Source organism: Bradyrhizobium sp. FW305-F6 (genome assembly GCF_058782905.1).
Map to the genome: position 1 here is coordinate 1,273,405 of NZ_JBYSYD010000001.1, position 14,009 is coordinate 1,287,413.

At 68.0% G+C, this 14,009-nt stretch carries 13 protein-coding genes and 1 riboswitch; of the genes, 5 read left to right on the forward strand and 8 right to left on the reverse strand.

The features are described from left to right. Positions 1-2: 2 nt before the first annotated feature. The 5 genes from AC3WLX_RS06170 to AC3WLX_RS06190 are packed head-to-tail and all read right to left on the reverse strand — an operon-like array spanning position 3 to position 6,445. Entirely contained in the window at positions 3-632 is a 630-nt protein-coding gene (locus tag AC3WLX_RS06170) for a precorrin-8X methylmutase (protein WP_492335113.1), read from the reverse strand. After that, positions 632-1,795 carry a precorrin-3B synthase gene (gene cobG, locus AC3WLX_RS06175; RefSeq protein WP_492335114.1) on the reverse strand — a complete coding sequence of 388 codons (1,164 nt, stop codon included), beginning with the start codon at positions 1,793-1,795 and terminating at the stop codon, positions 632-634. The genes AC3WLX_RS06170 and cobG overlap by 1 nt, the downstream gene beginning before the upstream one ends. Beyond that, entirely contained in the window at positions 1,792-5,040 is a 3,249-nt protein-coding gene (gene cobN, locus AC3WLX_RS06180) for a cobaltochelatase subunit CobN (RefSeq protein ID WP_492335115.1), read from the reverse strand. Before cobN ends, cobG begins: the two co-directional genes overlap by 4 nt. Beyond that, complete coding sequence (gene cobW, locus AC3WLX_RS06185) at positions 5,040-6,074, reverse strand: cobalamin biosynthesis protein CobW (protein ID WP_492335116.1); 1,035 nt, start codon at positions 6,072-6,074, stop codon at positions 5,040-5,042. The genes cobN and cobW overlap by 1 nt, the downstream gene beginning before the upstream one ends. Next, the gene (locus AC3WLX_RS06190) at positions 6,071-6,445 is read right to left on the reverse strand and encodes a DUF1636 domain-containing protein (RefSeq protein WP_291632012.1); all 375 of its coding nucleotides are present in this window, start codon (positions 6,443-6,445) and stop codon (positions 6,071-6,073) included. Before AC3WLX_RS06190 ends, cobW begins: the two co-directional genes overlap by 4 nt. Positions 6,446-6,538: 93 nt before the next feature. Further along, a riboswitch (cobalamin riboswitch) is annotated at positions 6,539-6,761 on the reverse strand. Between the two features lie 40 nt (positions 6,762-6,801). Between AC3WLX_RS06190 and cobO the strand changes: the two genes are divergently transcribed. Further along, a complete protein-coding gene (cobO, locus tag AC3WLX_RS06195; protein ID WP_492335117.1) occupies positions 6,802-7,437 on the forward strand; it encodes a cob(I)yrinic acid a,c-diamide adenosyltransferase in 636 nt (211 codons plus the stop codon). Between the two features lie 7 nt (positions 7,438-7,444). After that, positions 7,445-8,893 (forward strand): cobyric acid synthase, encoded by a 1,449-nt coding sequence (locus tag AC3WLX_RS06200; RefSeq protein WP_492335118.1) that lies wholly within the window; start codon positions 7,445-7,447, stop codon positions 8,891-8,893. Positions 8,894-8,934: 41 nt separating this feature from the next. On the opposite strand, the gene cobD is transcribed toward AC3WLX_RS06200, so the two are convergent. After that, a complete protein-coding gene (cobD, locus tag AC3WLX_RS06205; RefSeq protein WP_492335119.1) occupies positions 8,935-10,044 on the reverse strand; it encodes a threonine-phosphate decarboxylase CobD in 1,110 nt (369 codons plus the stop codon). 11 nt (positions 10,045-10,055) lie between these two features. Further along, on the reverse strand, positions 10,056-10,997 hold the full coding sequence (cbiB, locus tag AC3WLX_RS06210) for an adenosylcobinamide-phosphate synthase CbiB (RefSeq protein WP_492335120.1): 942 nt from the start codon (positions 10,995-10,997) through the stop codon (positions 10,056-10,058). A gap of 123 nt (positions 10,998-11,120) precedes the next feature. Here cbiB and cobU point away from each other — a divergent pair, with 123 nt between their 5' ends. Genes cobU through bluB form a run of 3 tightly spaced genes read left to right on the forward strand, consistent with a single transcriptional unit; the run spans position 11,121 to position 13,040 of the window. Further along, positions 11,121-11,624 (forward strand): bifunctional adenosylcobinamide kinase/adenosylcobinamide-phosphate guanylyltransferase, encoded by a 504-nt coding sequence (cobU, locus tag AC3WLX_RS06215; RefSeq protein WP_291631380.1) that lies wholly within the window; start codon positions 11,121-11,123, stop codon positions 11,622-11,624. Further along, a complete protein-coding gene (cobS, locus tag AC3WLX_RS06220; RefSeq protein WP_492335121.1) occupies positions 11,621-12,403 on the forward strand; it encodes an adenosylcobinamide-GDP ribazoletransferase in 783 nt (260 codons plus the stop codon). The genes cobU and cobS overlap by 4 nt, the downstream gene beginning before the upstream one ends. Positions 12,404-12,407: 4 nt before the next feature. Further along, positions 12,408-13,040 (forward strand): 5,6-dimethylbenzimidazole synthase, encoded by a 633-nt coding sequence (bluB, locus tag AC3WLX_RS06225; protein WP_492335122.1) that lies wholly within the window; start codon positions 12,408-12,410, stop codon positions 13,038-13,040. Here the strand turns inward: bluB and AC3WLX_RS06230 are convergent. Then, positions 13,037-13,942, reverse strand: coding sequence for a LysR family transcriptional regulator (locus AC3WLX_RS06230; protein ID WP_492335123.1), 906 nt, complete (start codon positions 13,940-13,942; stop codon positions 13,037-13,039). The genes bluB and AC3WLX_RS06230 overlap by 4 nt on opposite strands. Between the last annotated feature and the right edge of the window lie 67 nt (positions 13,943-14,009).

The following is a 14,009-nucleotide window of genomic DNA, read 5'->3' on the forward strand; positions in this document are numbered from 1 at the left end:
GGCTATTCGCTCCGGCTTGCCAGCGCGTTCACGGCAGCAACCGTGATCGCGGAGCCGCCGAGACGGCCCAAGACCGTCAGCGAAGGTGCCGGCGGATCGGCCATCAGCGCGGCCTTCGACTCGGCCGCGCCGACGAAGCCGACAGGACAGCCGATGATCGCCGCGGGCCGCGGGCAATCCCGGTCCTCGAGCATGTTGAGCAGATGAAACAGGGCGGTCGGCGCGTTGCCGATCGCGACAATCGCGCCTTCGAGATGCGGCCGCCACAGCTCCAGCGCCGCGGCCGACCGTGTGTTGCGCATCGATTGCGCGAGCGCAGGAACGGACTCGTCTCCGAGCGTGCAGATGACGGCATTGGCCGCAGGCAGCCTTGTGCGCGTGATGCCCTCTGAGACCATGCGCGCATCGCACAGGATCGGCGCGCCCTTCTGCAGGGCCGCGCGCGCGGCTGTCGCCATGCCCCGCGTGAAGCGGATATGCGCCTCCAGGCCGACCATGCCGGCGGCGTGGATCATGCGCACCACCACCGGCTCCTCGTCTTGCGTGAAGCGCGCAAGATCGGCTTCGGCCCGGATGGTCGCGAAGGATTGCCGGTAGATCGCCGCTCCGTCGGTCTCGTAGGTGTGCGGCATCAGTTGCCTCCCACGAGGATCGAGGGATCGCTGACGATGTCGGCGCCGTTCAGGCCGCGCAGCACCGGTTCGTCCCGCGTCGAGCCGCCGCGAACGAGATCGAACCCGGCATGCGTCGCAACCAGCGTAACCGCAGCCGCACCGGAATGGGCGCAGCCCTTGCCGCAGCCGGAGACGTGCAGCCGTGCGTCGGCGGCGATGCGCGGCGCCAGCGCCGCGGCCAGCGCTCGCGTGTCGGCATGGGCTTCGCGGCAGCGCGGCGCGCCGCTGCAGGCGATGACGCGCAGCGCCGGATCGAACGGCTCGGTGATCAGGCCCACGCCGCTCGGCATCTCGCGCTTGCCTTCGCTCAGCACCATGCGCCACGGCGTCACGCGCAGTGCATGTCCGCAACCGGTGAACTGATGCAGCGTGGTGTGCAGCATCTGCCCGAACGCCACGCCGACCATCGCGCCTTGCGGATATTGACCGGGCCGCGCGGCAGCCATCACCGGCGCAGGCTCGGTCTCGCCGCGCAGCGATTGAGGCAGCGCGGCGCCGGATGCGATGTGGGCTGCCATGCGCCCGCGCCCGTTCCGCGCGCCGCCCGAAATGATGAACCAGCTTGCCAGAGCCAGTGCCGTGCTCACGGCTTGGCCGCGTGCGACGGAGCGACCGAGCCTTGCGCCGTCGGCCCGCACCAGGAGACGGCCGGCGCGATCACGCTCGATGCGGATGTCGGCGGAATCGCCGGCCAGCACGCGCGATCGCCCGTCATCGATGGCAAAGCCGAACTTGGTGGGAAGCGCGAGGCCGGACTCGGCAAGCGCCTCCTCCAGCTCGGCCGCGAGTGCCTGCGTTTCGTCGCCGCTGCTCCAGAACGGCGTCACCAGGATGTTGCGCCTGGCTTCGATCTCGGCGTCGGGGTCGAGCAACGCCAATTGCGCGAGGCCGTCGAGCAGCGGCCGATGGCTTTGCTCGCTGACGCCCCGGATCTGGAGATTGGCGCGGCTGGTCACATCGATCAGGCCGTTGCCGTGCCGCCCGGCGAGTTCGGCCAGCCCGGCGGTTTGCGCAGCTTCGAGCCGTCCCCCGAACGGACGCACGCGCACCACGAGCCCGTCGCCCGACAGCATCGGGCGCAGCGCGCCGGGACACCAGCCCTTGACCGAGGCCGCACTCATGAGGCCTCCCGCAGTGCTGCGGCGATCGAGTTGCGGCGCGTCTGCCACAGCGCCGCGTCATGCAGGCGCGCAAAGCAGCTCTCCATCGCGGCGAAGGCGGACGGATTTTCGCGGGCCATGAAGGCGCGAACGTCGTCATTACCGAGCGTGGCATCGAAATAGAGATCGAACAGATGCGGCGGCACGGCACTCGCGAGATGGGCGAAAGCCGCCATATGCTCCAGCGTCGCGGTGATCTCGGCGGCGCCGCGAAAGCCATGACGCATCATGCCGGCAATCCAGGCCGGATTGGCCGCGCGCGCGCGAACGACGCGCGAAATCTCCTCCGTCAGCGTGCGCGCCTGCGGCTGTTCGGGGCGCGTCGCATCGAGATGATAGAGCGACGGCGCGCCTGCACCGAGGTGAGCTGCAGCGGCTGCAATGCCGGCCTCATGCGCGGCATAGTCGGCCGCGAGCAGCAGATCGGTTTCGGGCAAGTCCTGGATATGGACGAAGGCATCGGCGGATGCGAGCCGCGCTTCGATGCCGGCGCGATCCAGCTGCATCTCGCCACCGGTCGAAAAAGCCCAGGACGAGGCCGAGAGCCAAGCCTCGCCGGCGGCCTCACGCGTCTCCGGCGTGAACGCATCCGGGATCGCCGAGAGGCCGACGCCATATTGTCCCGGCCGCGGGGCGAACACGCGCGCGGCGCGATGGCGATACGGATTGTCATCGCCCTCGTCCTCGCGGCCCGCGAGCGCCTCGGACGCCGCCTCGAACAATTGCGCCAGACCCGAGAAGACGTCGCGGAACAGGCCCGATACGCGCAGCGTGACGTCGATGCGCGGACGGCCGAGCTCCGCCAGGGCGATGATGTCGTAGCCGCTGACGCGGCCGGAAGCGTGATCCCAGCGCGGCGCGAGACCCGCCAGATGCAGCGCCATGGCAAATTCCTCGCCCGCGGTGCGCATCGTCGCCGAGCCCCAGAGATCCACCACGAGGCCCTTCGGCCAGTCGCCGTGATCCTGCAAGTGACGGCGGAGCAGCTCTTCCGCAAGCTTGATGCCTTGCGCATGCGCCGACGGCGTCGGCACCGCGCGCGGGTCGACGGCGAAGAGATTACGCCCGGTCGGCAACACGTCGGTGCGGCCGCGATAGGGCGAGCCGGACGGGCCCGGCGCAACGCGCCGGCCTGCCAGCGCGGTCAGCAGCGCGCCCCGCTCCGTATCACCACAGGCGCCGCGGCCGAACACGTGCAGGCCGTCGCCGAACTGGCTCTCCTTGAGGTCGCAGACGAAGCGGTCGATCCGCGGAATCGCTTCGGCCGGTGCTGCCAGGGCATCGAGGCCGAGATCGTCTTCGAGGCCCGCCGCGCGCGCCTCGTCGCGGATCGCCGCGATCAGCCGCTGGCGGCGCGAGGGATCGAGACCATCGGCGGTCGAATATTCGTCGAGCAGCCGTTCGAGCCGGCGCAGGCCTTCCGGCACCGCGGACGTTTCCAGCGGCGGCGGCAGATGACCGATGCTGACGGCTCCGATCCGCCGCTTGGCCTGCGCGGCCTCGCCAGGGTCGTTGACGATGAAGGGATAGACGACCGGGAGAGTGCCGATCAAAGCTTCCGGCCAACAGGTCGAGGACAGCGCCACGGATTTGCCGGGCAGCCATTCCAGCGTGCCGTGCGCGCCCATATGCACAAGAGCGTCGATCCCCTGCTCCCGGAGCCAGAGATAGAATGCGACATAGGCGTGGCGCGGCGTGCGGGCGAGATCGTGATAGTCAACATCGCGCGTCGTTGCATCACCGCGTTCGGGCTGGACCGCGATGATCGACTTGCCGCACGCAATGGCCGCGAAGTGAAACGCGCCGTCGCGGCAGCTCGGATCGCTCTCCGGGGCGCCCCAAGCCTGCGCGAGATCGTCCTGCAAGGATTGCGGCAGGTGCGAAAGCGCAGCGCGATAGTCGGCGACATTCCAAACTAAGTGCTGCTTCAACAGCGTCTCGCCGAGCGCATCGACCGGCGCAAGTTCGAAGCCGGCTGCCGCCAGATCGGACAGCAACGCTTCGACCGACGCCAGCGCGTCGAGCCCGACCGCATGTGCGATCTGGTGCGGCCTCCCCGGATAGTTCGAGAGCACGATCGCAAGCCGCTTCTCGCCGGCGGGCGTCATCGCAAGGCGATGCCAGGCCCCAACGCGTGCGGCGACAGCGTTCACACGCTCCTCGTCGGGCCGATGCGCCAGATGCGAGAATTGCAGATCGGGGTCGCGCATCGCCGCCGACTTGAAGCTCACCACGCCGGCGAACAGGCGGCCATCGACTTCGGGCAGCACCACGTGCATGGCGAGATCGCCGGGCGACAAGCCGCGCAGCGAGGTAGCCCAGTCCTCGCGCCGCGCCGTGGAGAGCGCGACCTGGAACACGGGGCACGTCGCGGCATCGAACGGCGTCGTGCCATCGTCGCCCAGCGCGGAGAACGCCGTCGCATTGACGATCGCAGCTGGGGGATCCTGCGCAAGATGCGCGCGCAGCCAATCCGCGACGCCGGGTGCCTTCAGGGACGTTACGAACAGGCCGCAGGCGTCAAAGCCCTTCTCGCGCAGCGCGGCGATCAGAGCGTCGACCGGGCCAGTGTCCGCAGCAGTGAGATAGGAGCGATAGAATGTCACCAGCGCGCGCGGCTTGCCTTCGCCGCCCGCCCGCGCCGCGATGACACCCCGCACGGGATCGTAGAAGCCCATCTCGGGCACGGTCATCTCGCCGATGACCGGTCCGGCATAAAGCCCCGAGGCCAGCGCAAGCTGCGCGATCGCGGCTTGCGCCGCGACCGGGCCACCGGTGTCGCAGAGCACCTTGAGCCGCCGCAGCGTCGAGACCGGCAGGGTCGAGAAGGCATCCAGCCGCGTGTCGTCGCGGCCGTCCGCCGGCAGCACGGCGAGCACGATGTTGCGCTCTTGCGCGAGTTGCTGGAGCGCGGCAAGCCCGTACGGCCAATAGGATTCCCCGCCGATCAGGCGCACCAATATGCCGCGCGCCTGCGACAGCGTGCGCTCGACATAGGTGTCGACCGACAGCGGATGCCGGAGCTCGGCAAGATTGGCGAGCCGCAGCGACGGCAGGCTGTTCCGGCCACGCCGCCAGCCGGCGGCGAACGCGGCAAGGTCGGAATCCGAATACGAGAGCACCACGAGATCGGCCGGGTCCTGGCCGATGTCTCTTGGCGTCGCGGTCTCCTCAAGACCACGGCTCTCGCGGAAAACGACGTGCATCAGATACCGAGTCCTGACCTGATCGCGGCCTCATCAATATCGCCATGCTCGCCGATCACGACGAGCTTCGACTGCCTGACACCTGCGCCCCAGGGCCTGTCGAACTGGTGGCGCACGCGCTCGCCGACGGCCTGTAGCAGCAGGCGCATCGGCTTGCCGGCGACAGCGATGTAGCCCTTGACGCGCAGCACGTTCTGCTCGCGCGCCAGCTTCTGGACCGATGCGACCAGCGCGTCGATGTCGGCGACCTCCGGAAGCTCGATCACGACGGAGGCGAAATCGTCGTGCTCGTGCTCCTCCTCGCCGTCGTGATGCGAGGGGCGCGCGGCGAGATCGTACTCGGCGGCGGCGCCGAGGCCGAGAATGACGCGCGCATCGATCGCACCATCGGTGACAGGCAGCATCGGCACCCGGCGCGGCATCTCGGCGGTGATCGCAGCCCTGGCGGCTTCGATTCCCGCCGCGCCGGCAAGATCCGCCTTCGTCAGCAGCACGATGTCGGCGCAGGCGATCTGGTCCTCGAACACCTCCGACAGCGGCGTCTCGTGATCGAGATTCTCGTCCGCCGCGCGCTGCGCTTCCACCGCAGCCGGATCCGGCGCGAAGCGGCCGGCGGCGACGGCTTCAGCGTCGGCCAGCGCAATTACGCCGTCCACCGTGATGCGCGAGCGGATCTCCGGCCAGTCGAACGCCTTCAGCAGCGGCTTCGGCAGCGCCAAGCCCGAGGTTTCGATCAGGATGTGATCGGGCCGCACCGGGCGCGCCAAGAGTTGCTCCATGGTCGGAATGAAATCGTCGGCGACGGTGCAGCAGATGCAGCCATTGGCGAGTTCGACGATGTTCTCCTCCGGGCAGTTGGCGTCCGCGCAGGATTTCAGGATCTCGCCGTCGACGCCTTCGCTGCCGAACTCGTTGACGAGCACCGCGAGCTTCTTGCCACCGGGATTGGCGAGCAGATGCTGGATCAGCGTGGTCTTGCCGGAACCGAGGAAGCCGGTGACGACCGTGACCGGAACTTTTGCGAGCGAGTTCATTCGGCAGCCTCCGGCACGACGGCAATGGGGGGAATGCGGGCAAGCGACTGCTTGCGGAAGATCTCCGGGCGGCTGCGCCAGGGCACGAGGCCATCAGGCGCGGCGGCATAAGCCGCAGCGCCCGCGACCACATCGCGCGCATTCGTCTCCGACAGGCGGCCATAGACATAGGACCAGCGGCCCGGCGCGCTGAGCGCGACCGAGCAGCCTTGGCTGCACGCCGACAGGCACTCGACGGGAACCACGTTGACGCCGTCGGGCACACCGGCCTCGAGGATCGCGCCATGCAGGCGCTTGCCGGGCGTCGTTTCGCCCTCGCCGAGCGTCGCGCCGGCGCGGCAGGTGATGCAGACGTGAAGTGTGACGGTCATTCGCCTCTTCCATAAACAGCGGGAGGCGATGAGGCACACGGACCATTCCGCAGAAGGTCCGTTTCCCCGTCGCGGAACACCCCGTCCGCCGGTTCAAAATCGTCCGCGCTGGCAGGTCTCCCGGCTTGCGGAGCAGGGTTTTCGCCCTTCGATCCCCGCCTTCCCGATTCCCTTTGGGGACTCAGTGGCTTCGGGCATCTCTCCGGTCACGGTCGCGGGGGCGGCTGCATTTTGGAGCCAAATCCTGCCGATTCGGACCCTATCGCATTCCCTCTTCGCCTGTCATAGGACAGGAACCAACGTCAGGCCACCATTTGCCGGTGGCCGCCACTTGTCAAGCCGAAGGACCGGGATCGATGACGCCTGAACCGGACACTCAAACAGCCGACGAAAGTGACGCCCGCCACGCCGCCAAGATGGCGAAGAAGAAGGCCGCCCGCGACAAGATCATGGCGACCAAAAGCGGCGAAAAAGGCCTGATCATCGTCCACACCGGCGCGGGCAAGGGAAAATCCTCCTCCGCCTTCGGCATGATCGTTCGCTGCGTCGCGCATGGCTTCCCTTGCGCGGTCGTGCAGTTCATCAAGGGCGCCTGGGACACCGGCGAGCGGCGCCTCCTCACCGGCCATTTCGGCGATCTCTGCCAGTTCCACGCGATGGGCGAAGGCTTTACCTGGGAGACGCAGGATCGGGCCCGCGACATTGCGGCCGCGCGCGCCGGCTGGGAGAAAGCCAAGGAACTGATCCTCGACGAGCGGCTGCGGATGGTCGTGCTCGACGAGATCAACATCGCTCTGCGCTACGACTATCTCGACATCGCCGAGGTGGTCGAGTTCCTGACTACGCAGAAGCCGCCGATGACGCATGTCGTGCTCACCGGACGCAATGCCAAGGACGAGCTGATCGAGATCGCCGACCTCGTCACCGAGATGACGCTGGTCAAGCATCCCTTCCGCTCCGGCATCAAGGCGCAGGCCGGCGTCGAGTTCTGAGATCCCGATGGCACGTGCACTGATGATCCAGGGGGCCGGCTCGGACGTGGGCAAATCGCTCATCGTCGCCGGCCTTGCGCGCGCGTTCACGCGACGGGACTTGCGCGTGCTGCCGTTCAAGCCGCAGAACATGTCGAACAACGCGGCGGTGACCGTCGATGGCGGCGAGATCGGGCGCGCGCAGGCGCTGCAGGCGCTCGCTGCCGGCGTCGAGCCGCACACCGACATGAACCCGGTGCTGCTCAAGCCCGAGACCGATGTCGGCGCGCAAATCATCGTTCACGGCAAGCGCATCGCGACCGCGCGTGCACGCGACTATGCGGCGATGAAGCCGTCGCTGATGGGTGCGGTGCTGGAGAGTTTCGAGCGCCTGAAGGCGCGCGCCGATCTGGTGCTGGTCGAGGGCGCCGGCAGCCCGGCCGAGGTGAATTTGCGCAAGGCCGACATCGCCAATATGGGCTTTGCCCGCAAAGCCGACGTGCCGGTCGTGCTGATCGGCGACATCGACCGCGGCGGCGTCATCGCCCAATTGGTCGGCATCAAGACGGTGATCGACCCTGATGATGCCGCGATGGTCCAGGGCTTCGTCATCAACAAGTTCCGCGGCGACCCCACGCTGTTCGACGATGGCTACAGGCTGATCGAGCAGAAAACGTCGTGGCGCGGCTTCGGCGTGCTGCCCTGGTTTCCGCGCGCCGGCGAGCTGCCGGCCGAGGACGCGCTCGGCCTGCGCGATGCGCGCAAGCCGGGCCAATGCAAGATCGCGTGCCTGGCGCTGTCGCGGATCGCGAATTTCGACGATCTCGATCCGCTCAAGCTCGAGCCGGGCGTCGATCTCATCATGGTGCGTCCGGGCGAAGCGATCCCCGGCGATGTCAGGCTCGTCATCATCCCCGGCTCGAAATCCACCCGCGGCGACCTCGCCTTCCTGCGCGCGCAGGGCTGGGACATCGACCTGCTCGCGCACCAGCGCCGGGGTGGCCACGTGCTCGGCCTTTGCGGCGGCTATCAGATGCTCGGCCGCAGCGTCGCCGATCCCGATGGCATCGAGGGCCCTGCCGGCGATACGCCGGGCCTCGGGCTGCTGGATGTGGAAACGGTGATGAGCCCGCAGAAGACACTGACGCGCGTTGCCGCCGTGCATGCTGCCACCGAGCAGGCTATCGAAGCCTATGAAATCCATATCGGCCGCACCGACGGCCCCGATCGCGCGCGGCCATTTGCGAAGGTGAACGGGGAGCCGGAGGGCGCGGTCTCGGGCGATGGCCGCGTGCAGGGCAGCTATCTGCACGGCCTGTTCACGTCGGACGATTTCCGCAGGGCCTATCTCGCCAAGCTCGATATTCCCGCAGGCGACGAGCCCTATCACGCCAGGATCGAGAGCGCGCTCGATGCGCTGGCCGATCACATCGAGACGCATCTCGACGTCGAAGGCTTGCTCGCGCTAGCGCGCTAGCGTGGAATGGTTGGATACTGAACAGGTGGACGTGGGGCTCGTCACCTCTCCCGCTTGCGGGAGAGGTCGGCGCAAAGCGCCGGGTGAGGGCTTTCTCCGCTTGGGAATTGTCCCCTTGCGGAGAGACCCACTCCCGCAAGCGGGCGAGGGAGCGCACCACCGTCGGCGCAACCAGGCGCATGTTCATCAGGCGCCAAGACCTCAGCAAGCCGCGTCCATTCGGATTCGCTGCCGGGAAGCCCAAGCCGCAGCCATGTCGGCTGTTGCGTGAAGACGCGGGACCAGATGTGACTGCGCGCGAGCCTCTCCTGCGCAGCAAGCGCATCCGGCGTCTGGTAGAGCCGAAACAGTGACGCGCCGCCGACAAGCCGCCACCCCTGCGCTCGTGCCATCTCGTCGAGCCGGACACAGTCGCGCGCGAGCCGCGCCGACGTCGCCTCGGCCCAGGCCTCATCATGCAAGGCACGGCAGCCAATTTCGATCGCTGCGCCTGAGATGGGCCATGGACCTGACGCCGCCGCGAGCTTGTCGATGTCGGCGGCAGGACCGGTCGCGAAGCCAAGCCGCAGTCCGGCAAGGCCGAAGAACTTTCCGAACGAGCGCAGCACCAACAGTCCCGGCCGATTCGCCTCAGGCGCAAGCGACAAGGCTGGAACAGCATCCGCAAAGCTCTCGTCGACCACGAGCCGGCCGACGCGTGGCAGCAGCGCCAGCAGCTCCTTCGGCGAATTGCAGCGCCCGTCGGGATTGTTGGGATTGACGACAATGGCGAGGTCCGCGCCCGGCAGGGCCTCAAGCTCTGCGACCTCCTTGACATCCCAGCCAGCGGCCGACAGCACCCCCGCATATTCATTGTAGGTCGGCGCCAGGATCCGGGCCCGACCGGGCGGCGCGAGTTGCGGCAACAACTGAATGGCGGCCTGCGCACCGCCCATCGCAACGATTGGTGCGCTCGTCCGGTAGGCGTGCTGCGCGGCCTGATGCAGCGCCTCGATCTCGGCCCGTGACGGCAGCGCATTCCACGCATGCGAGCTCAGCTCGCCTACGGGATAAGGCACCCGGTTGATCCCGGTCGACAGATCGATCCAGTCTTCAGCGCGTCCGCCGAAACGCCGCTGTGCCAGATCGAGATTTCCACCGTGCTCGCGCATGCCCCGTTGTTTCACGCGAAGGCCAGGATCGCAAGCAGGCCTGCGACCAGCAGCATGGCGCGGCGATAGACCGTCAGCGCCTCGATGATATCGGCGGGGCGCGGATCGCGCGCGCCTTCGTTCAGCCAGGGCTCGCTCGTGATGCTGCCGCGATAGATGCGGGGGCCGCTGAGCCGCACGCCGAGCCCGCCGGCCATCGCCGCTTCCGGCCAGCCGGCATTCGGGGAGCGATGCCGCCGCGCATCGCGCGTCATGCACGCCAGCGCGTCCGATCGTCGCGGCGCCAGCATCACGAACAGAAATCCGGTCAGGCGTGCCGGAATGAGATTGGCGACATCGTCGATGCGCGCCGCGGCCCAGCCGAAGGCCTCATGCCGTTCGCTGCGATGGCCGATCATGGAGTCCAGCGTGTTGATGGCCTTGTAGCCGACGATCCCCGGCAGGCCGAACAGCGCGCCCCAGAACACGGGGGCCACGATTGCGTCGGATGCGTTTTCCGCGAGGCTCTCGATCGCCGCGCGCGCGATGCCGGCTTCGTCGAGCGCCGCGGGATCACGGCCGACGATGCGCGAGACCGCTTCGCGCGCCGCAGCGATGTCCCCAGCCTGCAAGGGCGTGGCGACGGCGGCCACATGATCATGCAGCGAGCGCAGCGCGACCAGCGGCCAGGCCAGGATTCCGACCACCGCCATCTGCAGCCATCCAGGCGGCAGCGCCGATTGAACGATCCAGCCGAGCGCCACGGAGAGCGCGATCACCGCGACCGCACCGGCGACGCCGGCAGCCCGGCGCAAGGCCGGCGGATCGGAGGCGCGATTCCAGGCGGCATCGATGGCGCCGATCAGCCACCCGACCCATGTGACGGGATGGCCGACCCGCGCGAACAGCCACGACGACCAGCCCAGAAGCGCATCCACCGCCATCGCCACCACCATCGCACCCGCAAAGCTCACGCCCGGCCTCCTGTCCCGCCCCTGTTGCGGAAAGCGAAGCCGGAGCGCAAGCCCCTCACCGGCTGATTTCACCTTTGTCTTTGGCTCCGTTTGGTGATTAGTCAGGCCCTTGAGGAGACCTTCATGGCCGTCATCTTGATCACGGGCGGAGCACGATCGGGCAAGAGCACGCGCGCGGAAAAGCGTGCGCGGGCCTTTCCCGGCCGTCCTGTCTATATCGCGACGGCCGAGGCGCTCGACGGCGAAATGGCGGAACGCATTGCCAAGCATCGCGCTCGCCGCGGAACGGACTGGGTCGAACGCGAGGTTCCACTCGATCTGGTTCAGGTGCTAATCGCAACCGATGGCGGCGGCGCACGGCTGGTGGACTGTTTGACGCTCTGGCTCTCCAACCTGATGCACGCCGGGCGCGACTGGGAGCGCGAGGTGAACGCGCTTGCCGCCGCCCTGATCAAGCTCGAGAGCCCCGTCGTCCTCGTCACCAACGAGGTCGGGCTCGGCATCGTGCCCGACAATGCGCTGGCGCGCAGCTTTCGCGATGCCGCGGGGATCATGAACCAAACCATTGCGGCCGCTGCGGACGAGGTCGAGTTCGTCGTCGCCGGCCTGCCGATGAAATTGAAATGACGCCGCGCGCCGAGCGTCTCAAGGATATCGTCGCAGATATCCGGATGGCGGTCTCCTTCGTGACGATCGTTCCCGTTGCTTCGCAGAAGCCCGCCGGCGACGGCGCGATCGCGCGCGCGACCTGGGCGCTGCCCGTTGCCGGGCTGCTGGTCGGACTTGCGGGCGCCCTGGCCTACACCATCGCCAGCCGGTTCGGACTGACGCCGAGCCTGGCCGCCCTGCTCGCGCTGGCCGCGACTGCGCTCGTCACCGGCGCGCTGCACGAGGACGGGCTGGCCGATACGGCCGACGGGCTCGGCGGCGGTCGCACGCGCGAACGCAGGCTCGAGATCATGCGCGACAGCCGGATCGGGACTTATGGGACTTGCGCGCTCATCCTGTCGTTCGGCCTGCGCTGGAGCGCGCTCGCAACGATCGCCGATCCCTGGGCGGTGATGCTCGCGCTGTGCGCCGCGCATGCTGTGGCCCGCGCGGGTGTGCCGGCTTTCATGTCACTGGTCCCGCCGGCGCGGACCGATGGTCTGTCGGCCGGCGCAGGATCGCCGCCCGGCCGCAGCGTCGCCATCGCTTGCGTGATTGGAACGCTCGTGGTTGCCCTGGCGTTGGGGCCGGCCAAGACGTTCGTCGGGCTGATCCTGGTATCGCTCGGCGGACTGCTGCTGGCGCGGCTCGCCGTCCGACAGATCGGCGGACAGACCGGCGATATTCTCGGCGCGTTCGAGCAAACAGGCGAGATCCTGATCCTGCTGGTCGCCGCCTCCTACCAGATGGTGCGATGACGTCATGGTCGAGTTCGACGACAACTTTCGCCGGCATCTGCGCGAGCTGTTCGTGTGGCGCCGAGACGTGCGCCGCTTCCGCAGCGATCCCTTGCCGGACGGCGCGATCGAACGCCTGATCGAGACTGCCTGTCTTTCTCCGTCGGTCGGCCTCAGCCAGCCCTGGCGCTTCGTCATCGTCGATGATGCCTCAACGCGCCGCGCCGTGATCGAGGATTTCAAGGCGTGCAATGCCGACGCGCTGAGCTGCTATTCCGGCGACCGCGCCGCGCGCTACGCCACCTTGAAGCTGTCCGGCCTCGAACAGGCGCCTGCCCATCTCGCCGTGTTCGCCGACAAGGCCAGCGACATCGGCCACGGCCTCGGCCGCGCGACGATGCCGGAGACGACGGAGTATTCCGTGGTCGCCGCCATTACCGCGATGTGGCTCGCCGCGCGCGCCGAAGGCATCGGCCTCGGCTGGGTGTCGATCCTCAATCCTGTGCGCATGCACGCCATTCTCGACGTGCCCGACAGCTGGAAGTTCATCGCCTATCTCTGCATCGGCTATCCCGAAATCGAGTGCGACCGGCCCGAGCTGGAGCAGGCGGAATGGGAGCACCGCCGAAGCGCGGAAGCGTTCACGCTGCTGCGTTAGCGAGAGGCGAGAATGTCCTCCCGCCCGAACCGCTCCACCAGAAAATCAATGAACAGCCGCACCTTAAGCGACAGGTGCCGCGTCGGCGGATAGACTGCGTACAGCGCAAGCGGCGGCGCGGAATAGTCGTCGAGCACCGTCCGCAGCTCGCCCTTCTTCAACGCGTCAGCCGCGATGAACTCCGGCAGCAGCGCCAGCCCTCTGCCCTTGATCGCGACGTCGCGGAGCACTTCGGCATTGTTGACGCAAAGCGACCAGGCCGGCTGGATCCAGTGATCGCCATCGCGACCTGTGAGCTTCCACTGATTGCCCGTGAGCAGGAAGCCGTAGGTCAGCGAAGCATGCTCGCGCAGGTCCTGCGGGTGCTTTGGCGTGCCGTGGCGCGCGAGATAATCCGGCGAGGCGCAGATCATGCGCGCCACCGGCATGATCTTTCGCGCGATCAGGCTGGAGGATTCCAGCTCCGCGATCCGCAAGGTCACATCGAAGCCGTCCTGCACGGGGTCGAGCAGGTCGTCGCTCAGCACGACCTGGAGCTGAAGCTCACCATGGCGCGCCATGAAATCGGCCAGCACCGGCCCGAGCCGCATCGTGCCGAACGACATCGGTGCGTTGACGCGCAGCAGCCCGCGCGGCGCCGACTGGGCCTGGCTCACCGCCTGGTCGGCCGCCTCGATCTCCGAGAGGATCACGACCGCGCGCTCGAAATAGCGCTGGCCGTTCTCGGTCGGGCTGGCGTGGCGCGTGGTGCGGTTCAACAGCTGCACGCCGAGGCTCCCTTCGAGGTCGGCGATGTATTTGCTGATCGCCGAGCGCGACAGCCGCAACTGCCGGCCGGCCTCGGCAAAGCTGCCGCTTTCGACCACCTTCACGAAGGCGCGGAGACTGCCCAGCTTATCCAAGGGCCGGCCCCGGCGATTGTTTCCAAAACGTAGACATAGCCGTCATAATCGCATGGATTGTCTCCAA